The 20,328-nt window shown below is 70.1% G+C and carries 18 protein-coding genes; 4 read left to right on the top strand and 14 right to left on the bottom strand.

All coding sequences use genetic code 11. The annotated features are described in order from the left end of the window. Positions 1–140: 140 nt before the first annotated feature. From K338_RS0117785 to K338_RS0117775, 3 genes are all read left to right on the top strand, one after another. Complete coding sequence (locus K338_RS0117785; RefSeq protein WP_022919513.1) at positions 141–3,473, top strand: type I restriction endonuclease subunit R; 3,333 nt, start codon at positions 141–143, stop codon at positions 3,471–3,473. Positions 3,474–3,613: 140 nt separating this feature from the next. Next, on the top strand, positions 3,614–3,865 hold the full coding sequence (locus tag K338_RS0117780; protein WP_022919512.1) for a ribbon-helix-helix domain-containing protein: 252 nt from the start codon (positions 3,614–3,616) through the stop codon (positions 3,863–3,865). Further along, a complete protein-coding gene (locus tag K338_RS0117775) occupies positions 3,862–4,287 on the top strand; it encodes a type II toxin-antitoxin system VapC family toxin (protein ID WP_022919511.1) in 426 nt (141 codons plus the stop codon). Before K338_RS0117780 ends, K338_RS0117775 begins: the two co-directional genes overlap by 4 nt. A gap of 34 nt (positions 4,288–4,321) precedes the next feature. Here K338_RS0117775 and K338_RS0117770 read toward each other — a convergent pair whose 3' ends face one another. The 14 genes from K338_RS0117770 to K338_RS0117705 form a co-directional block, all read right to left on the bottom strand. Then, positions 4,322–4,711 (bottom strand): type II toxin-antitoxin system VapC family toxin, encoded by a 390-nt coding sequence (locus K338_RS0117770; protein WP_022919510.1) that lies wholly within the window; start codon positions 4,709–4,711, stop codon positions 4,322–4,324. Further along, positions 4,708–4,944, bottom strand: coding sequence for a type II toxin-antitoxin system Phd/YefM family antitoxin (locus K338_RS0117765; RefSeq protein WP_027287001.1), 237 nt, complete (start codon positions 4,942–4,944; stop codon positions 4,708–4,710). The genes K338_RS0117770 and K338_RS0117765 overlap by 4 nt, the downstream gene beginning before the upstream one ends. 62 nt (positions 4,945–5,006) lie before the next feature. Further along, positions 5,007–7,475: a helicase-associated domain-containing protein gene (locus tag K338_RS0117760; RefSeq protein WP_022919508.1), complete on the bottom strand. Its 2,469-nt coding sequence runs from the start codon at positions 7,473–7,475 to the stop codon at positions 5,007–5,009. A 213-nt stretch (positions 7,476–7,688) separates the two neighbouring features. Continuing rightward, positions 7,689–8,624, bottom strand: coding sequence for an L-lactate dehydrogenase (locus tag K338_RS0117755; protein WP_022919507.1), 936 nt, complete (start codon positions 8,622–8,624; stop codon positions 7,689–7,691). Positions 8,625–8,736: 112 nt separating this feature from the next. Continuing rightward, the gene (locus K338_RS0117750; protein WP_022919506.1) at positions 8,737–9,522 is read right to left on the bottom strand and encodes a glycerophosphodiester phosphodiesterase; all 786 of its coding nucleotides are present in this window, start codon (positions 9,520–9,522) and stop codon (positions 8,737–8,739) included. Between the two features lie 35 nt (positions 9,523–9,557). Beyond that, positions 9,558–10,949, bottom strand: coding sequence for an ABC transporter substrate-binding protein (locus K338_RS0117745; RefSeq protein ID WP_022919505.1), 1,392 nt, complete (start codon positions 10,947–10,949; stop codon positions 9,558–9,560). A 32-nt stretch (positions 10,950–10,981) separates the two neighbouring features. Further along, complete coding sequence (locus tag K338_RS0117740; RefSeq protein ID WP_022919504.1) at positions 10,982–11,890, bottom strand: carbohydrate ABC transporter permease; 909 nt, start codon at positions 11,888–11,890, stop codon at positions 10,982–10,984. Next, positions 11,887–12,840 (bottom strand): carbohydrate ABC transporter permease, encoded by a 954-nt coding sequence (locus K338_RS0117735; RefSeq protein ID WP_022919503.1) that lies wholly within the window; start codon positions 12,838–12,840, stop codon positions 11,887–11,889. Before K338_RS0117735 ends, K338_RS0117740 begins: the two co-directional genes overlap by 4 nt. Positions 12,841–13,278: 438 nt before the next feature. After that, complete coding sequence (locus K338_RS0117730) at positions 13,279–15,531, bottom strand: FAD-dependent oxidoreductase (RefSeq protein WP_022919502.1); 2,253 nt, start codon at positions 15,529–15,531, stop codon at positions 13,279–13,281. A gap of 7 nt (positions 15,532–15,538) precedes the next feature. After that, positions 15,539–16,459, bottom strand: coding sequence for a MurR/RpiR family transcriptional regulator (locus K338_RS23730; RefSeq protein WP_022919501.1), 921 nt, complete (start codon positions 16,457–16,459; stop codon positions 15,539–15,541). Positions 16,460–16,557: 98 nt separating this feature from the next. Next, a complete protein-coding gene (locus K338_RS0117720) occupies positions 16,558–17,454 on the bottom strand; it encodes a carbohydrate ABC transporter permease (protein ID WP_022919500.1) in 897 nt (298 codons plus the stop codon). Next, positions 17,447–18,379, bottom strand: a complete 933-nt coding sequence (locus tag K338_RS0117715; RefSeq protein ID WP_022919499.1) for a carbohydrate ABC transporter permease — start codon at positions 18,377–18,379, stop codon at positions 17,447–17,449. Before K338_RS0117715 ends, K338_RS0117720 begins: the two co-directional genes overlap by 8 nt. Further along, positions 18,379–19,686, bottom strand: coding sequence for an ABC transporter substrate-binding protein (locus K338_RS0117710; RefSeq protein WP_022919498.1), 1,308 nt, complete (start codon positions 19,684–19,686; stop codon positions 18,379–18,381). The genes K338_RS0117715 and K338_RS0117710 overlap by 1 nt, the downstream gene beginning before the upstream one ends. A gap of 104 nt (positions 19,687–19,790) precedes the next feature. Then, positions 19,791–20,036 carry an FCD domain-containing protein gene (locus K338_RS0117705; RefSeq protein ID WP_022919497.1) on the bottom strand — a complete coding sequence of 82 codons (246 nt, stop codon included), beginning with the start codon at positions 20,034–20,036 and terminating at the stop codon, positions 19,791–19,793. Between the two features lie 6 nt (positions 20,037–20,042). On the opposite strand from K338_RS0117705, the gene K338_RS25715 reads away from it, so the two are divergent. After that, complete coding sequence (locus K338_RS25715) at positions 20,043–20,240, top strand: hypothetical protein (protein WP_022919496.1); 198 nt, start codon at positions 20,043–20,045, stop codon at positions 20,238–20,240. Positions 20,241–20,328: the final 88 nt, after the last annotated feature.

Raw genomic sequence — 20,328 nt, 5'->3', positions numbered from 1 at the left:
CGGCGTGGGCCAGGATCTCTTCGGCAGTCCGATAACCGCCTTATCGCCCCGCCGCGACCACCGGTCCACCCGATCGGCCACCATGGCTGCCAGCGCGCCATTAGGCTCGCGTTCAACGGGTGGCGACGGAGGAAAGCAGCGTGCGGGAATCGGACTGGGAACAGCTCGCGCTGGAGCGGCTGGCCGAGGAGCCCCTCGGCTGGCAACCCCTGACCGGGCGAGACATCGCACCCGGGGCGACCTCCGCCGTCGGCCATCCCGCCTACGCCAGCCTGGGCGAACAGCCCCAGCGGGAGAGCTGGGCCGAACCGGCGATACCGTCCCGGTTCCGCGCCGCGCTGCGCCGGCTCAACCCCGAGGTGCCGCGCCAGTACCTGGACCAGGCGATGGCCGAGATCCTGCGGCCCGCATCCTCGGATGCCATCGCGGAGAACAAGCGCATCCATGACTACCTCACCGAGGGCTACCGGATCAGCTACGTGGCCGACGGGCGCGAGCACAACCCCACCATCCGGCTCCTGGGGGCCACCCCGGAGGAGAACGAGTGGCTCGCGGTCAACCAGGTCACCGTGGTCACACCCGAGGTGGAGCGCCGCTTCGATCTGGTGCTCTACCTCAACGGGCTGCCGGTGGTGATCATGGAGCTGAAGAACGCCTCCTCGGTCGCCGACATCGCCACCGCCCAGGCGCAGATCGCCACCTACGTGCGCGAGCTGCCGGAGGCGTTCCGGTTCTGCGTGCTGTCGGTGGTCTCCGACGGGGTGGTCGCCAAGTACGGCACCCCGTTCACCCCGCTGAATCACTACGCCCCGTGGAACGTCGACGACGACGGCGCCGTGGTCAGCCCGACCGCCACCGGCGACCACGCCCGCGCCACCGACGGCATCACCGTGATCGGCGATGCGTCCGCCACCGCCCTGGACGTGCTCCTGGACGGCCTGTTCAACCAGACCCGGTTCCTGCAGCTGCTGCGCGGCTTCGTCGCCTTCGACGCCGGGGAGGACGGGCTGACCAAACGGGTCGCCAAGGCGCACCAGTACTTCGCGGTGACCAAGGCGGTCGGCGCCACCGTCGCAGCGGTCGAGGGGGACGGGCGCGCCGGAGTGGTCTGGCACACCCAGGGCTCGGGCAAGTCGATGGAGATGGAGCTGTTCGCTGCGCAGGTCGCCCGCCACCCGGCGCTGCGCAACCCCACGATCGTGGTGGTCACCGACCGCACCGAGCTGGACGGGCAGCTCTATGACACCTTCACCCGCTCCCGGCTGCTGCGCGAGCAACCCCGGCAGGTGCGCCGCCGCGCCGAGCTGCGCGAGGAGCTGAGCGCCCGGCGCACCGGTGGCATCTACTTCACCACGCTGCAGAAGTTCGGCCTGACCACCGCCGAGCGGGAGTCCGGCGCGGCCCACCCGGTGCTGTCCGAACGCTCGAACATCATCCTGCTCGTGGACGAGGCGCACCGGTCCCACTACGACAACCTGGACGGGTACGCCTGGCACCTGAAGAACGCGCTGCCGAACGCCACCCTGCTCGCCTTCACCGGCACCCCGGTGGCCACCGCCGACCGGAACACCCGGGCGGTGTTCGGGGACGTGATCGACGTCTACGACCTCACCCGCGCGGTGGAGGACGGTGCGACCGTACCGGTGTACTTCGAGTCCCGGCTGGTCAAGGTGGACCTGGCCGACGACCTCACCCCGGAGGACATCGACGCCACGGCGGACGAGGTCACCACCGGGCTGGACGATGCTGAACGGGACCGGTTGGAGCGCACTGTGGCGGTGATCAACGCCGTCTACGGGGCACCGAAGCGGATGCGTGAGCTCGCCGAGGACCTGGTGGCGCACTGGGAGGCGCGCCGGGACGACATGCTCGAGCTGGTCCGGCCGGGCAGCACGTCATTGCCCGACGGCGGGGCTCACCATGGTCAGGATGGTTCGCCGGACGGCGGGGCTCGCCCGGGTCAGACCAGCTCGCCGGGCAAGGCGCTGATCGTGGGCGCCACCCGGGAGATCTGCGCCCGGTTGTACGAGGCGATCGTGGCGCTGCGCCCGGACTGGCACTCCGAGGACCTGGACGCCGGGAAGATCAAGGTGGTCTACTCCGGCACCCCCGCCGACACCGGCGCCGTGGCCCAGCATGTGCGCCGGGACTCGGCCAACGCGGTGATCAAGAAGAGGCTCAAGGATCCTGACGACGAGCTGGAGCTGGTGATCGTCAAGGACATGATGCTCACCGGCTACGACTCCCCGCCGCTGCACACCCTGTACCTGGACCGGCCGATGCGCGGGGCGCTGCTGATGCAGACCCTCGCCCGGGTGAACCGCACCTTCCGCGGCAAGAACGCCGGCCTGCTGGTGGCCTACGCTCCGATCGCCGACAGCCTGGCCGACGCGCTCGCGGAGTACACCGCCGACGACCAGGGCGCCAAACCGGTCGGCAAGGAGGTGGCCGATGCCGCCGCGGTGGCCCGCGAGCTGGTGGCCCAGCTGCGTGCGGTGCTGCAGGGCTCCGGCTGGCGGGAGCGGCTCGAGGCCGGCCGCGGCAGCCCCCGCGGGTGGGTGGATGCGGTGATGGGCACCCTGAACTGGCTGCGCAGCCCGCACACCCCGGGCAACGCCCCGGCTGAGGGGGAGGAGTCCCGGGAGTCCAGGTTCCGGCGCCTGGCCGCCCGGCTGTCCCGGGCCTGGGCGCTGTGCGGACGCACCGAGGAGATCGCCGACCTGACCCAGGAGGCCCGGTTCTACGAGGACCTGCGGGTCTGGATGGGCAAGCTGGACGCCGAGGACCGGCAGGCCCGGGGCGAGCCGATCCCCGCCGACGTGCAGCGCCTGCTCGCCGAGCTGGCCGCGAAGGCGTTCACCTCCGAGGATGTGCTGGACATCTACGCCGAGGCCGGGCTCGGGACGGTGCGCATCGACCAGATCGACACCGACTTCGCCCAGCGTGCCAAGGCGAGCAAGACCCCGCACCTGACCATCGAAGCCCTGCGCGCGCTGGTAGCCAGCGAGGCGCGCACCGCCACCCGGGGCAACGCCGTCCGGCACGCTGCGTTCTCCGACCGGCTGCAGGAGGTGATGACCCGGTACATCAACTCCAACCTCACCTCCGCCGAGGTGATCGCCGAGCTGGTGGCGATGGCCCGCGACCTGGCCACGGAGCAGGACCGGGGCCGCCGGTTCGACCCGCCGCTGGACACCGAGGAGCTCGCGTTCTTCGACGCGGTGGCCGCCAACCCGTCGGCGCTGGAGCTGCAGGGCGAACCGGTGCTGGCGCAGATCGCCCGCGACCTGGTGCGGATCATGCGCCGGGACGTGAAGACCGACTGGACCGTGCGCGACGATGTGCGCGCCAAGCTGCGCTCCTCGGTCAAGCGGCTGCTGATCAAGTACGACTACCCGCCGGACAAGCGTGCCGACGCCGTGATCCTGGTGATCGAGCAGATGGAGTCCATGGCCCGCCGCCGCGCCGCCTGATCGGATCGCGCAGGGTTCGCGCAGGGGTCGCGAACGCTCTGGTTTGCGGCTCCCGGTCGGCGTGTCGCCGCGAAAGGGAGCGTTCGCGATCTGGTCCGTAGGCATCAGTGCATCAAATCGCCTGATGATATGATGCAAGCATGCGCACGACGATCACGCTCGACCCTGACGTCGAAGCGCTGGTCGCCCGGGCGATGCGAGAACGGAGGGTGTCGTTCAAGACCGCGGTGAACGACGCCCTGCGCCGCGCGTTGGCTCAGCCGCGCGACGAGGAGCCCTACCAGTCGCCGACCTACGAGCTCGGCGCGCGCGTCGACCTCACCAAGGCGACCCAGCTCGCCGGTGAGCTCGAGGACGCCGAGCTGATCCGCAAGACCGGGCTCGGCAAGTGAAGGTCGTCGATACCAACGTCCTGCTCTACGCGGTCGACACCACCGCGGCCAGGCACCAGCAGGCGCACACCTGGTTGAGCCGAGCGCTGAGCGGCAGCGAGACCATCGGGTTCTGCTGGATCGTGCTGGTCGCGTTCCTGCGACTGAGCACGCACTCATCCATCCAGACGAACCCGCTCACGGCCACGCAGGCCATCGACATCGTCAACGAGTGGCTCGACCGCCCGCCGGCGACGGTGCTCGAGCCGGCGGCCAGCCACCTGGCGGTTCTTCGTCCGCTGCTGGAGTCCACCGGTGTCGGCGGCAACCTGGTCAACGACGCCCACATCGCGGCGATCGCCCGGGAGCACGGCGGGCAGATCGTCTCCTACGACAACGACTTCCAACGCTTCGAGGGTGTGCGCTGGATGATGCCTGAGTAGCAAGGCGAACCCACGATGGTCGTTGTGGTCCCGGTCACCAGGTCAGCGTCTGGATTCCTCGGTAGGCGGTGATGCGGCGGTCCTGGGTGACGAGCACGAGCCCTTCGATGGTCGCCTGGGCGAGGAGCATGCGATCGAACGGGTCGCGGTGCGGCCAGTCCATCGCTCCGGCGTGCAGCATGTGTGCCGCCGTCAACGGCAGCTCGGTGGCGAGGAACCCTCTCACGATGCGATCCCACCCCGTGATCACGCCGTCCCCGCCGGGAAGCTTGCCCAGGCGGGTCTTCAACGCGATCTCCATCGCGCTCGCGCTCGACACCCTGCGTTCGGCGGCGTCCGCCAGCTCTGTGCGCACCCGCTGGGCTACCCGGTCCGCATCGCCCGCGAGCCAGAGCAGCACGTGGGTGTCCAGCAGGTACCTCACTGACCGCCCTCCCAGCGGGACAGCTCCTCGTCGCTGAGGTCCTCGAAGAACGCCTCGCCCACCTGGAGGCCGGGGACAAGCCCCCCGAAGGTGGGCTGCACCGGTGTGCTCGGCCGGAGCTCGGCCACCGGTGTTCCCGCTCGGGCGATCGTGATCGTCTCACCGGCCTCGACCCGCTTCAGCAGCTCCGACAGCCGGGTCTTCGCCTCCTGCACGTTCACCACATCGGTCACCTTCTCAGGATATCTCTGGTCTGGTCAGGTTGACCAGACCAGATCGAACAAGGGCTGGGAGGCTAGCCGACCGGCTCCACGGAGAGGATCCGGTCCAGGCGGAAGGTGCGCTCGTCCTGGCGCTCGTGGCAGTAGGCGAGCAGGTGGGGGCCATCCACCAAGAGGCCGGAGACCATGCGGCGGCTCGTGCTGCCCGTGCCGGAGAGGTAGACGATCACCACTGGCCGGCCGTGCTCGGTGGCGTCGGCCAGCTCGTGCACCTCGGCCGCGGACAGCCTCCGAGCCAGGTTCGTCAGCATCTGCTCCAGGCCGGAGACCGGGGCCAGGTCGGTATCGCCGCCGGTGAGCAGTCGCTGGGCAATCTCCTGCGGGTCCTCCCGCTCGGCGAGCCCGGAGGGCCGGGACGGCGCCAGCTGCTCGATGGCCGCCAGGTCCGCAGCGTCGGCGCCCTCGCTGAGCTCGTCCAGCTCCGCCGGCTCGTGCGCCTCCGCCTGCTCGCCCGCCAACGACAGGTGACGGACCTGCACGAGGGGTGCACCGCCGTCGTCGACCTCGATCGGCAGGAACCCTGCCGCCCGCAGGGCGCGCAGCACCTCCCCGACCGGCTCGGCAGAGACCGCCACCGTGGGCGCCACCAGGGACAGGCCCAGCCTGCGCAGCCCGCGGGTGGCCACCACCTCGGCCAGCAGCGCCTCATCCTCGCTGGTGACCACCGCTGCCGCGGCCCGTACGCCCAGGTGACCGTGCTTGCGGGCCACGTCGCCGATCAGGTACTCGATCGCCTGCGGCAGCTCCTTGCCGGCGATCGTGCGCAGCGCGGTGAGCAGCTCTTCCGCCTGGTACCCGGCGTCCAACGCCGCCCGCACGCTGGCACCGGTGATCCGCCAGGTGTTCGCCGCACCGCGGGCCTCTCGCTCGGCCACTGCATCGAGCACGTCCACCACGTCCGGGCGCGGACTGCCGGGCACCATCACCGTCTGGTCCGAGCCGAACAGTGCCTGGCTGGTCACCTCCGGCAGCATCGTCGACAGGGCCGCCAGCGCACGCTCCTCGTCCTGCTCCAGCACCGCCTCGCCGATCGTGCTCAGCCGGCCCTCGGCGAGCAGCCCGAGCTCGTGCGCCTCCGCCCAGGCGCGCTCCACCGTGCCGGGCGGCAGGTCCGCGGTCGGGTGCTCCCAGTCGATCACGGCCCGCACGTCCGCCGCCGAGGTGAGCCCCTCACCGGGGTGCGCGGCCGCGAGCAGGCAGCACACCAGCCCCAGCGGCACACCGGTGGAGGGCACCTTGGGGGAGAGCAGGCTCAGGAAGGAACCGCCGGCGTCCCGGTCCCAGGACGGCGGCAGGGTCAGGTGCAGCCAGGACTGGATCAGGCTGAACGCGCGCCGCGCCGGAGCCTGGCGGCGCCAGTCCTCCACTGACGGGCTGCCGCCGAGGGTGCCGTCATCCAGCACATCGAGCACCTCGGCGTAGGCGGCCGTGGCCGCAGCCAGCCGGGTGGTGGCCGTCTCGGCGCCGACCTCCTTGGCCAGCCGGCTCAGCTCCCGGGCGCCGATACCGCCAGTCTTGTTCGCTGTCAGCGGTCGGCGCGTGGTGGCCTCCACCGTTGCGGTGGCGCTGGCCAGGAACTGGGCGATCGCTGCCGCGGCCGACCGGCCGGCCTGCTGGTCCGGCACCGGGGCGGTGGCCACCACCGGCGGCTCCGGGTCGAACGGGAACCGGAACGCAGTGGGGGCGAGAGCGAGCAGCACCTCTGTCGGGACCTCGGTGCTCAGCGCGTCGTAGGGTGAGCCGATCGCCAGGCCGTGCTCGAGCAGCCAGCGCAGCAGCTCCTGCCGGCGGGCGAAGGCCTCCCGGCCGCCCGGGCCGAGGATGGAGCGGATGTACCGCTGCTGGGCCTCCTCCGCCAGGTCGCCCTGCTGTGCGAGCTCGATGGCGTGGGTGACCTCGGTGGTCAAGGTGTCCAGCACTCCGTCCGGAGCCTCGCTGAGCAGCCTGCGGATCAGCTGCTGGTCCAGCGTGACGCTCAGTCGCGCCACCAGCTCTGCCTTACGGCCCGCCGGCGAGACGCCCCAGGCTGTGGCGATCCGGCGCAGCTGGTCCACGGTCAGCTCCGGGAGCTCACCGGCCAACGACGGGGAGTCCGCCAGGGGGTACGGCAGCACCTGGTGCGCCGCCGGGTTGAGGTGCAGACCGTCCTCGTCGATCCACAGCAGCGCGACGCTCATCGCATCGGCCAGCCACCGCTCGATCTGTGCCTGGTGGTCCTCCTCGCTGCGGCCACCGGTGTCCAGGACCATCCGCAGCGACACCGGATCCAGGGTGAGACCGAGTGCGGTGACCGCCTCCAGCAGCTGGATCCGTGGCAGCGGACCCGACTGCAGGGCTCGCACCACCGTGCCAGGGTGCTGCAGGCGCTGGGCCAGCTCGTCCAGGCTGCGGATGGGTGCACCCGCGTCGGCAGCATTGTCGATGATGCTCGCGAGCTCCTCCTCGGAGAGGCTCGCGAGGTAGTCACGCATCGTGTGGGGCATGGGTCCAGTGTGCGGGCTAAGGCGGGCGTGGTACAGCGCCGGGCGGGTGGGGTGTGGACTGGGGCGCGAGACCAGCCTGGAGGCGGCCGGGCTAGAGGTGTTGCTCGGCGTGCTCTGGTGCGGGTGTGGTCGAAGGCGTACCCCTCGCGAGCGCTCGCTCGTGCGGCCGGGAAGCGCTTGCTCGCCGCGAAGGCGGGCGTTCGCGAACGGGGGTTAGAAGCCGAGGCTGCGGGCCACCGCCCGGATCTCCTCGGCGCTGGCGCGCAGCCCCGCAATCTCCTCCTCGGACATCGGCACGTGCAGCTGCCGCTCGATACCGCTGGCACCCACGACCGACGGGATGGACAGGCAGACGTCCTCGATGCCGTGGTGCCCGTCCGCCCGGGTGGAGACCGGCAGCACCCGGTGCTCGTCGCGCAGCACCGCTTCGAGGATCCGGCACGCGGAGACGCCGATGGCGTAGTTGGTGGCACCCTTGCCGTCGATGATCTCGTAGGCGGCGTGCACCACGTCGTGGGCCATCTGGGCCCGCTCGGCCTCGTCGATCAGCTCGGTGACCGGGATCGTGCCGGCCGTGGCGGTGCTCCACAGCGGGATCTCGCTGTCACCGTGCTCGCCGACGATGTTCGCGTGCACGTTCTGCACCGCGATCCCGCACCGGGAGGCGATCAGGCCGCGCAGCCGGGCGGAGTCCAGCACCGTTCCCGAGCCGAACAGCCGGTGCGGGGACAGCCCGGTCAGCTGCTGGGCCACATAGGTGATGACGTCCACGGGGTTGGTCACCATCACGATGATGGCGTCGGGGGCCACCTCGACCAGCTGCGGCATGAGCGTGCGCATCAGCTTCGTGGTGGAGGCGGCGAGGTCGAGGCGGGTCTGCCCGGGCTGCTGCTTGGCCCCCGCGGTCACCGCGATGATGTCCGCCCCTGCGCAGACCTGGACGTCGTCCGAGCCCTCCACGTGCGCGGCCGGCACGAACTGCAGCCCCTGGCGCAGGTCCAGCGCCTCGGCACGCACCTTGACGGAGTTGATGTCATACAGTGCGACAGACCGCGCCAGTCCGCGGATCAGGGCGGCGTAGGCGAGCGTCGACCCCACAGAACCGGCGCCGACGATCGCGAGCTTGCTACCGGTGCTGCTCTCGATCATCTCTCCATCGTGGCAGCATCGGCGCGATCTGTCCGGTCAGCCGCTGCTCGTGCGGAAACCTGCTGGTGCTATAGCCCCAGCCAAGTGACTCACGAGCGGTCCAGGACGCCGCTCACACCACCGCCGGCGCCGGCCGGTCCGCGGCTGTGGTCGCAGTCAGCCACCCGGCGAGCCGGTCCGGGCGGTCGGTGATGATCCCGTCCACACCCCACGCCACGGCCGTGCGCCAGGCGTCGGCCTCGTTCAGCGTCCACACGTACACCTGCATCCCGGCCGCGTGGATCGCCGCCACCACACCGGGGTCGCGCTCGATGAGGTCGTAGCGCGGGTTGCACGCGAACGCGTCCACCTCCGCAGCGAGCGGCAGCATCACCTCCTCCGGTGCCACGTGGCTGCCGACCAGCAGCCCCAACCGCACGTGCGGGTCCACTGTGCGCAGCGCGCGGATCGTCTGCGGCCAGAACGTCTGCACGATGGTGCGCTCCTGCATGCCGGCGGCCTCCAGGGTGGCCAGCACCGCCCTGGCCTGCGGCACGGTCAGGTCCCCTTTCACCTCCAGCAGCAGGTCGGTGCCGCGGTGGTTGGCCAGGAAGCCTGCCACCTCTGCCAGCAGCGGCACCCGGTGGCCACCGAACCGCGGGGAGAACCACGACCCGGCGTCCAGCGCCCGGGCCTGCGCACCGGTCATCGACGCCACCGTCCCGGACCCGGTGGTGGTGGCGTCCACGGTCTCGTCGTGGATCACCACCGGCACGTCGTCGGCGCTCATCCGCACGTCGACCTCCACCAGGTCCGCCCCCACCCGCCAGGCTCCTTCCACTGCGGGCATGGTGTTCCCCGGTGCTGCCGAGGAGTTGCCCCGGTGCGCCACGACGAGCACCCCGGGCTCCGCCGTCATGCTCTGCCTGCTGCGCCCCGGCGCGCCAGAGCCGGTCACAGGTACGGCTCGACGTTGTCCTCGAACGCCCGGTCCAGCTGGGTGGTCACGTTCGGGAACACGTCCTCCGGCGTGCCGCCACCGAGCACCAGCTCCTCGATGCCGTCGGTGATGATCTGGTCCCCGCCCGGGGTGAACACCCGCACCCAGTCCTGCACCCGGGTCTTCTCCTGCAGCTGGTCCACCGAGGTGCGGAACTGCGGGGTCTCCTCATACACCTCAGCCATGGTGTCGCTCTCGATCGCCGAGGTGCGCACCGGCATGTACCCGGTCTCCTGGGAGAAGATAGCGGTGTTCTCCGTCTCGGTGAGGAACTTCAGGAACATCGCCGCGGCCAGCTGCTGCTCCGGGGTGCGCGAGGACGGGATCGCCAGCCCGGTGCCGCCGGTGGGCACGTTCGGCACGTCCGCCGGCCCGTTCGGCAGGAACGCGGTGCCCACCTCGAAGTCGGCCGCCTCCAGGTGCCCGGTCAGCGACCCGGTGGACCCGACCAGGCAGGCGAAGATCTCGGTCTGGAAGTCGGCGTTGGTGTCCGAGCCGAACCCGGCGAACGCGTTCTCGCCGTTGTACATGTCCACCACGAACTCGCCCGCAGCGATCGCCTCCTCGGAGTCCAGGGTGACGGTCCACTCCTCGCTCATCGCCCCGCCCTGGCCCCAGATGATGTTGGAGAACCACCAGCCGGACCAGGACGGGCCGATGCTCAGTGCGAGCGGCTGGCCGTCGGCAGGCACGTGCTCGCGCAGCGCCGGTGCCCACTCCTGCAGCTCCTCCCAGGTCTCCGGCCCGCGGTCCGGCAGCCCGGCCGCGGACCAGATGTCCCGGTTGTAGTAGAACAGCGGTGTCGAGCGGGCGTACGGGGCGGCGTAGTGCTTGCCCTCGTACTCGTAGTCGCTGAACAGGGTCTCCACGAAGTCGCTGGTGTCCACCTCCAGGTGGGCGAACACGTCGTCGATGGCGATGATCTGGCCGTTGATGAAGTAGCGGAACCACCACACGTCCGAGGCGATCACCAGGTCCGGGATCTCGTCGGTGCCCGAGGCTGCCTGGAACCGCTGCGCGATCTCGTCATAGCCGGCACCGGCGGTCACCAGGTTGATCGTGATCTCCGGGTACTCCTCGTTGAACGCCTCGATGTAGGAGGTCTCGAGGTCCTTGGTCTCACCGGGGTGGTTGGACCACCAGGTGATCTCCGAGGCTGGTTCGATGCTGGCCCAGTCGATCTCCTCGGCGGGTTCCTCGGCGCCGTCATCACCACCCAGGGAGGGACCGCAGGCGGCGAGCATCCCGCCGGCGGCGCCCAGACCGCTCAGCTGCAGCAGCTGGCGGCGGGTGGGGCGGGCGAGGCGGCGGTCCGGGAGGGTGAGGCGGTTGCGGGCTGAGGACATGGTCGTCTCCTTGAGGGTGGGTGCGGCGGGGGTCAGCCGGTCACGGCGCCGGCGGTCAGACCGGCAACCAGGCGGCGTTGCAGGATGAGGAAGATGAGCAGCATCGGCAGGGTGACCACGACAGTGGCGGCCATCAGCACTCCCCAGGCCTGCATGCCGTCCAGGCTCTGCAGCAGGGTGAGCCCGACCGGCAGGGTCATCGTGTCCGTGTTGTCGGTGACGAGCATCGGCCACAGGTAGTCGTTCCACTCGTTCACCAGCGAGATCAGCCCGACGGCGGCGATCGTGGGCACCGACATCGGCACCACGAACCGCCACAGCCGGCGCCAGTGGTTCGCGCCGTCCATCTGGGCTGCTTCGAGCACGGAGATCGGCAGGGAGAGGAAGTGCTGGCGGAACAGGAACGTGCCGAACGCGCTGGCCAGCCCGGGGACCAGGATGCCCTGGTAGGTGTTCAGCCAGCCGAGGTTCGCGATCAGCGAGTAGTTCGGGATGATCGTGATCTGGCCCGGGATGAGCAGGGCGAACAGCACCACCACGAACACGGCCTTGCGCAGCGGCACGTCGATGAAGACCACCGCGTAGGCGCAGCACAGGCCGAGGAACACCTTCAGCCCGGCGCCGGCGATGGTGATGCCCAGGCTGTTCAGGAACATCCGGCCGATCGGGATGCTGGTGGCGACCTGCTCGTAGTTGAAGAACGCGAACTGGTCCGGCAGCCACTGCAACGGCACCGAGTAGATCTCGCCGTTGTCCTTGAAGCTGGCCAGGAACATCCAGATCAGCGGTACGGCCATCACCAGGATCGAGGCCACCATGATCAGGTACAGGCCGGCGTCCAGGTGCGCCCGGAACGGTCGACGGCGGTGGTTCGGCCTGGTCTGCGCGGTCTCGGGGGCCTGAGGTGCTCGGGTGCGCTGCGCGGTCGTGGTGGTGCTCATGCGTAGTGCACCTTCTTCTCCATGTACTTCAGCTGCACAGCGGTGATCACCAGCAGGATGATGAACAGGATGGTTGCCGAGGCGGAGGCGTAGCCCGCCCGGCCGGTCTGGAAGCCCTCCACGTAGATCTGGTACATCAGCGTGGTGGTCGACCCCAGCGGTCCGCCGTCGGTCATCGCCTTGATCAGGTCGAAGGACTGCAGCGAGGACAGGATCGTGGTGATCAGCAGGAAGAACGTCACCGGGCCGAGCAGCGGCAGCACCACCGAGCCGAACGTGCGCAGCTTCGTGGCGCCGTCCAGGGACGCGGCATCGCGCAGGTCCTGCGGGATGCCCTGCAGCCCGGCCAGGTAGATCAGCGCTACGTAGCCGATGTGCTTCCACAGGTAGACGATGATGATCATGATCAGCGCCCAGGGGGAGGCGGTGTACCACTGCGGGGAGTCCACCCCGATCGCGCCGAGGAGGGTGGACAGCAGGCCGTAGCGGGGGTCGAAGATGTACAGCCACAGCATGCCCACGGCGATCCCGGAGAGCACGTACGGGGCGAAGGCGACGGTGCGCGCCACCCCACGCCCCCACAGCTTGCGGTTCAGCAGCAGCGCCATCGCCAGGCCGAGCACCAGCGCCCCGCCGACCGTGGCGACGGCGAAGATCGCCGTGGTGGCCATGATCTGCGGGGTGTCCGGGTCGGTGAACCAGCGCACGTAGTTCTGCAGGCCGACGAACCGGGCCACCGGGGAGCCCATGTTCCACTGCAGCAGCGAGTAGTAGAAGCTCAGCAGCAGCGGCCGGTACACGAACACCAGCAGCAGGAGCACGTTCGGGCCGGCGAGCAGGGCGAAGATGCCCAGGTTGCGCATCCGCCGGCGGTTGATCACCCGGCGGCGGTCGTTCGGCGTACCCGGGCGGCTGGTGGCCTGCGGCGCGGCCGAGACCTGCGCGGTCATCGGCGGCACCGCCGGTGTGCTCGGTGTGGCCGCCGCGGTGCGGGCGGCCGTGGCCTCCGGTGCTCCACCCGGTGAGGCGTCAACGCTGCCATTCGTGCACTCACAAGTCTCTCCCTCGGGACCAGCGTGCGGAGGTACCCCCGTGGCGCCTCCGTGATCGCCCGGGACGGTGTCGCAACCTCGTGCGAGGCCGCCCTGGGCGATGACGCCCACAACGTATCCGGGCCCTGCGACGCCGGCAAGCATTGACGCGCAACGGAGCACAGCTGAAAGTCAGCGACATGAGCGGTGGCCGACCGGCCCAGACGGAGAGAACGGCACGATCACGCCGTTCTGCACGTGACCTGGGTCACCGGAGTGGGTGAGCAAACGTGCTGACCGAAGCGCGACTGGTGAGCAATCGTGCTGCGCGACTGGGAGGGGTGGGGGAGGGGTGGGTCAGCGCTGCCAGGTGCGCAGCGAGACCACCCGGGCGGACTCGGCACCGTTGGTGGCCTGGACCACCAGCCGGACGCCGTCCGCCTGGTCCGGCTCGGGCAGGCGGTGCCGGCGGTGCCGGTGCCGGTTGTCGGACTCCTGGGCCACTGTGCGCCAGCTCTCGCCCGAGCGCACCTCGATGCGATAGTCGCGCACCAGGGTGGGCAGCACGTCGAACGGGGTGCGGTGGTGGTGCAGGTTGATCAGGTCCTCGTCCAGGTCGTCGTCGAAGATCACCGCCACCTCGGCCACCGTGACCGGCTCCGGCCAGGTGAGCTCGAGCGAGGGGTTCGGGTCGCGGGTGAGCGGCTCGGAGATCCACATCTGCGGTCCGGCCCACGGCCGGGCGTACCCGCCGACGGCCCGTTCCGGGGCGAACGCCTCGGTCGGCTCGAGCATCCGTAGGCACACCGACCCGCGCTGCAGCACCTGCTTCCACGCCCACCACTGCTCGGTGTAGGCCTCCTCCGGCGGGAGCTCGCGGTGGGTCAGGGTGAGCACCCCGGGCAGCGGCCCGTCCGCAGTGTGCAGGCGCACGTGCTCGTTCGCCCGCAGCACCACGAACGCGTTCTGCGCCTCGTGCAGGTCCCAGGCCAGCGGCAGGGTGACCCACTGCTTCTCGCCGGCCGGCACGGACACTGTCACGGTGTCCACCAGGTGGTGCGGCACGTAGTTCTGCGGCCGGGCCACCTGGTGCACCTCGACGACCAGCTCGGTGTCGGCGGCAGCGTCCAGCAGCACCTCGATCGGTGCCAGGGTCGGGTCGGCGGGCAGGACCAGGCCCAGGTGGTCGGTCAGCGGCCAGGTGTCGGTCGGCGGGCCTGCCGCCAGGGTGCGCAGCGTGGAGGAGGCGCCCACCTGTGCGGTCAGCGCCGCATCCTCGGGATCGGTGTGCGGCACGCCGAGCACAGAGGCGTCGGCGCGCACCAGGGCGCGGTGCACGGCGGTGATCTGCTCGGTGGCCAGCTCTCGCGGGGTCACCTGGTGCTGGACCGCGAGCGCCGCTGCGGTCCCGGCCGCTTCGCCGATGACGGCGCAGGTCGCCATCACCCGGGTCGTCCCGAAGGCCACGTGCGAGGCGGAGATCGTCCGCCCGGCCAGCCACAGGTTGCTCACGTTCGCCGAGTACAGGCTGCGCAACGGGATGTGGTAGTTCCCGTCCGGGTGCCAGTGCCGCGACCCCTTCTCGGTCGCGTACATCCCGCCCGGCGGGTGCAGGTCGATCGACCAGCCACCGTGGCCGACCCGGTCATCGAAGAGCTCCTGGCCGAGCACGTCGTCCTGCACCAGCGTGTGGTCGCCGATGAACCGGCGGTACTCCCGCTTGCCGGGCACCGCGCCGATCCACTCCAGGGTGAGGGTGTCCGCGTCGTAATCACCGGAGTTCTTGATGTGGTCCCAGATGCCGTAGATCACCCCTTGCAGCTCGTCCCGGATGCGCTCGTTGTCAGCGACCACGTCTAGCTCGCCGCCCCACTCGATCCACCAGTAGTCGCAGCCGTTGGCATCGACGCGGATACCGCGCAGCTCGGGGATCGGGGTCCGGGTGATGTCCACGGCGAACGAGGGCGGCACGAACTTCTCCGGCCGCCCGGTGTCCTTGGTGTAGAACAGGATCGTCGAGCCGAGCGTGTTGTCGTCCGGGACCTCCGGTGCCCAGGACTCCCCGAACACGGCACGGGCCTCCCGGCCGGTGCGGTACCGGGCCCCGGCGAGGTAGCCGACCAGGCCGTCACCGCTGGCGTCCACGAACGCCGGCGAGGTGAACCGCAGCGACCGCTCGGAGCCCATCTGCCAGCCGGTCACGGACTCGATCCGGCGCTCCGGCTCTGGTCCGGTGGCCTGCACGTGGCGCACGTCGGTGTTCAGGAACAGCTCGATGTTCTCCTCGGCGCGCACCGCCTCGAGCACCACCAGGTCCCAGTAGTAGGGGTTGCCCTCGGGGTTGGTGAACTGGTTCTCCACGAACAGCTCACCCATGATCCCGGTCTCGCGGGCATAGTGCTGCACACCGTGCGCGGTGGCACCGCACACCCAGACCCGGACCTCGCTGGAGGAGTTCCCACCCAGCACCGGCCGGTTCTGCACCAGCGCCACGCGGGCGCCCTGCCGGGCCGCGGCGATCGCGGCGCACACGCCGGCCAGGCCCCCGCCGACGACGGTCAGGTCGGCGTGGATCTCCTCGGTGGGGATGTCTCGGTCTGGGGTGGTCATTCGCTCCTCAGCTTCGTGTCGGTGGGGGAGGGGTTGCGCTGGCGGGACCGATCACGAACTCGATCCCGAGCGCGTCGGGGATGCGTTGGGCGACCAGGACCCACAGCAGCGCGGCGGCCAGGGTGTCGCTGGCCCGGCCGGCGAAGTAGTCGGTCCAGGCCTCACCTTCGCGGGTGCCGGTGTCCAGTGCGACGTCCACCTGCTGGGCCAGCGCACACTCTGGATCGCTGACGATGGCGACGGTGTGGGCATCGCGGGCAGCGGCGAGCCGGCAGAACTCCAGGGCGGCGGCGTTCTCGGAGGAGCGGGACAGGCACAGCGCCACGTCCCCGGGCCCCATCAGGCTCGCCGCGACCCGGCTGGCCTGCTGGCTCTCGTGCCACCACACCGGGCGGCCGATGCGCAGCAGCCGCAGGTAGAGCTCGTGCAGCGCGACCGCATCACCCCACTCGCCGTACAGGTGGATCCGCCCGGCGGTAGCGATCCAGCCGGCTGCGCGGGAGGCGCCGTCCAGGTCCAGGGCACCCATCAGGTGCCGGGTGGACCGGGTCTGGGCTGCCACGAGCACGTTGAGCACGTCCTGGGCGTCGTCCTCCGGGCTGATGGCGGTGCCGATGTCCTGCTGCCAGCCGCCCTGCACCTCCCGGCCGTGCTCGGTCGCGATCGCCGCCCGCAGCGCCGGGAACCCGGTGTAGCCGAGCAGCCCCGCCAGCCGGGTCAGGGTGGCGGCGGAGACCTTGGCGGCGGCAGCCAGCTGGGTGATCGGCATCCGGCTCGCCTCGGCCGGGGCGGCGACGATGTGCGCGGCAGCGCGCGCGGTCGCCCCGGTGAGGGTGGGTAGCGCGTCCCGCAGCGCCTGCAGTGGGCTGGCGTCGTCCGCCTGTGGCCGTGGCGGTCGGGCTGGGGAATCGGGCTGGTCCTGGACCATCGGTGCTCCCGGTGACGTGGTGGAGGGTGGGGCAGTCGGATCTGCGCCATTCTCGCCGAAACCTCTGCCCCCGGGTGCGGGCCGGGTCGTCGGGGCGTTCACTTGATCCCCGTGTGCGTGAGTGCCCGCACGAACCGCTTCTGCAGCACCAGGAAGACGATCAGCACCGGGATGATGGAGACCACCGATGCGGCCATGGTCAGGTTCGCGGAGATGGCCCCCTGCTCGTCGGTGAAGCTGGCCAGGCTCAGCGGCAGGGTGTAGGCCTCCGGGCTGGAGATCAGCACCAGCGGCGTCTCGTAGTCGTTCCAGGACCAGACGAAGGTGAGGATGCCGAGCGCACTCATCACCGGCGTGGCCATCGGCAGGTACAACCGCCAGAAGATCTGCCACTCGTTCGCACCGTCGATCCGTGCTGCCTCGGCGAACGCCGCCGGTTGTCCCACGAAGAACTGTCGCATCAAGAACGTGCCCAGCACGGTGAACATCCCGGGCAAGATCAGCGCCCACAGCGTGTCGTAGAGGCCGAGCTGCTGGAAGTAGATGAACCGCGGCACCAGCAGCAGCTGGGCCGGGATGATCGAGGTGGCCAGATAGGCCAGGAACACCTTGTCCCGGCCGCGGAAGTGCAACCGTGCGAACGCGTAGCCGGCCATCGTCGCGGTGAGCACCTCGCCGAGGACCCGCACTGCGGCCACGACCACAGAGTTGGCGAACGCCGGCACGATCGAGCCCTCACCGGTGAGGACCTCCACGAACGCGTCCCAGCGCCACGGATCCGGGATCCACTGCATCGGCACGGTGAAGGCGTCCGCGTTGGCCTTCAGCGAGGTGGACAGCATCCAGGCGAACGGCAGCAGGAACGCCAGCGCGAGCAGCCACATCGGTACCGCCCACAGCCAGCGGTTGCGGGTAGCGCGCCGCTGCCGCGGCGTGCGGCGGGTGCGGGGGACTGCCGGGGCGGCGGGGCGTGGGCGGACAGCGGTGTCAGTCATGCAGAGCCCTTCCTCGTTGCGCCCGCCACATCGCCAGGGTCAGCAGCAGCACGCCGACGAAGGTGACCAACCCGATCGCGGCGGCATAGCCGAACCGGTAGAACTGAAAACCGGTCTGGTACATGTAGTACGGCAGCACGGTGGTGGAGTCGCCCGGACCGCCGGAGGTCAGCAGCGCCACCAGCCCGAAGCCCTGGGACGTGCCGATGAACAGGGTGACCAGCAGGAACACGGTGGTCGGCAGCAGCGAGGGCCAGGTGATGGTGCGGAACCTACGCCACGGCCCGGCGCCGTCGACCTCTGCCGCCTCGTACAGGTCGGTCGGAGCATCCTGCAGCGCGGAGAGGTAGATGACCGCCGCGTAGCCCAGGCCGCTCCAGATCGCGATGATGATCAACGCCGGCAACGCCCAGTAGGAGGAGGCGAACCAGCCCGGCAGGTCCGCCAGGCCAAGCATGGCCAGGAACTGGTTCACCACTCCGGCGGAGGGGTTCATCAGCATCAACCAGGTCATCCCCACGGCGACCGTGGAGACGATGTAGGGCATGAAGAACATCGCCCGTAACGCACCCCGGCCGGGGATGTCGCGGTCCAGTGCCAGGGAGAGCGCCAGCCCGCTGGCCACGGTCAGCGGCACGCTCAGCCCGGCATAGATGATCGTGCGCCCGACGCTGCCCCAGAACGTCGGGTCCTGGACCACGTGCACGAAGTTGTCCACACCGATGAACTCGATCCCGCCCAGCCCGGAGACCAGGTTCCAGTCCGTGAACGCCAGCACCACGACCGACAGCAGCGGGACGAACGTGAACAGCGTGACGCCGACCAGGTTCGGCAGGATGAACAGCCAACCGGCCCGGGCGCGCGGCCCGGCCTGGCTCGCCGGAGCGCTGGGGGCCGGGGCTGCCGGTGCGACCGAGACCGCCATCAGCTCTCCTTCCCGAACCGGTCGATCGCCGCCTGGGCCTGGGAGTCGACCGAGTCGATCGCGGCCTGTGGTGAGCGTTCGCCGATCAGGCAGAGGTCGCGCTGCTGCTGGTAGGCCAGGTCGATCTCCGGATAGGCGGTCAGGTTCGTGTCGACGTACAGCTCGGTCTCGTCTTCGAAGAGCACACGGCGGAAGGAGTCGACGTCGAACCAGTCGTCGGCGTCCTCGCCGAGCAGGCCGGTCAGCACGGTCTCGTCCTCCACGTTCTCCAGGGTGGGGATCCGGCCCCCGGGCGCCAGGTAGGGCGGGCCTTCTTTGATGTAGAAGCGGATGAACTCCCAGGCCAGGTCCTGCTTGGTGGACTTGGAGTTGATCATCAGGAAGTCTCCGAACGGCCCGCTGTTCCAGCTGTCGGGTCCGACGGTGGGCATCGGGGCCGCAGCCACGGTGAAGTCGTGCGGGTACTCCTCCGGGTCCTGCAGGTAGCGCAGGCTGAACGGTTCGGTGGCCCAGAGGCTGAACTCCTCGGCGACGAAGCCGTTCTGCTGGAACACCTCCAGGTGCCGGGCGAGCACCTCGGTCCAGGGGAACAGGACACTCTCGTCGATCAGCGAGCGGCTGAGCTGCATGTGCTCGAGGAACACCGGGTGGGAAAAGTTGGAGTCGCCGCTGTCGGTGTACCAGTAGTTCGGCCCGAGTTCGATACGGGGCAGGTCCGGCAGGCTGTAGCAGCCGTAGCGTCCATCGGTGGTCAGTTCACGGGACATGGCCACGAACTCCTCCACGGTCCACTCCGACGGGACCTCGAGCCCGGCGGCCTCCAGGTGCGCGGTGTTCAGCAGGATGAACCGGGGCGAGCGGGCTGTGGCCAGCGCCGTGATCCGCCCGTCCTGCCAGAAGGCTCGGGGCGCCTCAGTCTCCAGGAACGGTTCGAACCCGGGCTCTGCCGCGACCCGGTCGGTCAGGTCCAGCCCCATGCCCGAGCCGGAACGCAGCGCCAGCGACTCCATCGGGTAGGTGATGTAGACGTCGATGTCCACGCCGCCCTGCAGCGCGGTGTCGAGCTTGAGGTTGCCGCGGTCGTCGTTGATGAACCGGGTGTAGTTGACCGTGTACTCGGGGTGGGCCTCCTCGAAGGCCGCGATCAGGTCGGCCGGACCCGACTCCGCAGGGACGCCGCCCCACACGTTCAGCGTGGTGGCGGGCGAGGACGAGCGTCCGCCGCAGCCGGTGAGTGCCGTGAGGGCCGTGGCGCCGAGCCCTCCGGCGAGGAGGCTGCGGCGGCTGATGCGGGGCGCGGCGGTCACCAGCGCCCTCGCGGTTGGTCCTGGAAGTGGTGCATCGGATCTCCCTCGATCGGGTGTGCAAAAAGTTACCGATCGGAGAGTCCGAAATCAAGGGTCTATGAAAATTAATTGCGATTCGTCTGGTGCGGTGCACGCTTCTTCGCCGACGGCAGCCGGCGGCGCTGCCAGGAGCTGAGGATGTGCTCGCTCATCGCTATCCGCGCTGCCTCGCGGTCGCCGGCCGAGATTGCCTCGACGATTCGGGTGTGCTCCTCCAGGGTCAGCTCGAACGCGCGGGCCGGATCCTGACCGGTGTACCGCTCGCTGCTGACGGCGTGCGCGATCAGCGTCCGGGCGATGTTCTCCGCCACCCACGTGTGCAGTCCTCGGCCCTGAAGTCCGACGAGGGCCGCCAGATCACCCACGACCTGCTGCAGGACGCCGCTACAGAGGTCTCAGCCCGTCGTGAGCTCGTCAAGGACGGCCGGGCCCACCCTCTGGTCACCGCGGCCCGTTTCTCTCATCCCGCTGTGCTGGAGATCGACGCCGCCAACGTGACCGAAGCGGTCTCCTAGGTGTACCCGGCCAGGAGGTTGGTTACAGGCGGCTGGTGGGAGGTAGTCCACCGAGTGCGCTGTGGCCACGGACAGTGTTGTAAGTTTC

Source organism: Ruania albidiflava DSM 18029 (assembly GCF_000421225.1).
GTDB classification, from domain to species: Bacteria; Actinomycetota; Actinomycetes; order Actinomycetales; family Beutenbergiaceae; genus Ruania; species Ruania albidiflava.
Note: the sequence above shows the minus strand (reverse complement) of the source record. Positions and strands in the feature narration are given on the sequence as shown.

Excerpts from the sequence above, each read along its gene's own strand:
- K338_RS0117780 (WP_022919512.1), top strand. The coding sequence starts at position 3,614 with ATGCGCACGACGATCACGCTCGACCCTGACGTCGAAGCGCTGGTCGCC.
- K338_RS0117760 (WP_022919508.1), bottom strand. The coding sequence starts at position 7,475 with ATGCCCCACACGATGCGTGACTACCTCGCGAGCCTCTCCGAGGAGGAG.
- K338_RS0117755 (WP_022919507.1), bottom strand. The coding sequence starts at position 8,624 with ATGATCGAGAGCAGCACCGGTAGCAAGCTCGCGATCGTCGGCGCCGGT.
- K338_RS0117750 (WP_022919506.1), bottom strand. The coding sequence starts at position 9,522 with ATGACGGCGGAGCCCGGGGTGCTCGTCGTGGCGCACCGGGGCAACTCC.
- K338_RS0117745 (WP_022919505.1), bottom strand. The coding sequence starts at position 10,949 with ATGTCCTCAGCCCGCAACCGCCTCACCCTCCCGGACCGCCGCCTCGCC.
- K338_RS0117740 (WP_022919504.1), bottom strand. The coding sequence starts at position 11,890 with ATGAGCACCACCACGACCGCGCAGCGCACCCGAGCACCTCAGGCCCCC.
- K338_RS0117735 (WP_022919503.1), bottom strand. The coding sequence starts at position 12,840 with ATGACCGCGCAGGTCTCGGCCGCGCCGCAGGCCACCAGCCGCCCGGGT.
- K338_RS0117730 (WP_022919502.1), bottom strand. The coding sequence starts at position 15,531 with ATGACCACCCCAGACCGAGACATCCCCACCGAGGAGATCCACGCCGAC.
- K338_RS23730 (WP_022919501.1), bottom strand. The coding sequence starts at position 16,459 with ATGGTCCAGGACCAGCCCGATTCCCCAGCCCGACCGCCACGGCCACAG.
- K338_RS0117720 (WP_022919500.1), bottom strand. The coding sequence starts at position 17,454 with ATGACTGACACCGCTGTCCGCCCACGCCCCGCCGCCCCGGCAGTCCCC.
- K338_RS0117715 (WP_022919499.1), bottom strand. The coding sequence starts at position 18,379 with ATGGCGGTCTCGGTCGCACCGGCAGCCCCGGCCCCCAGCGCTCCGGCG.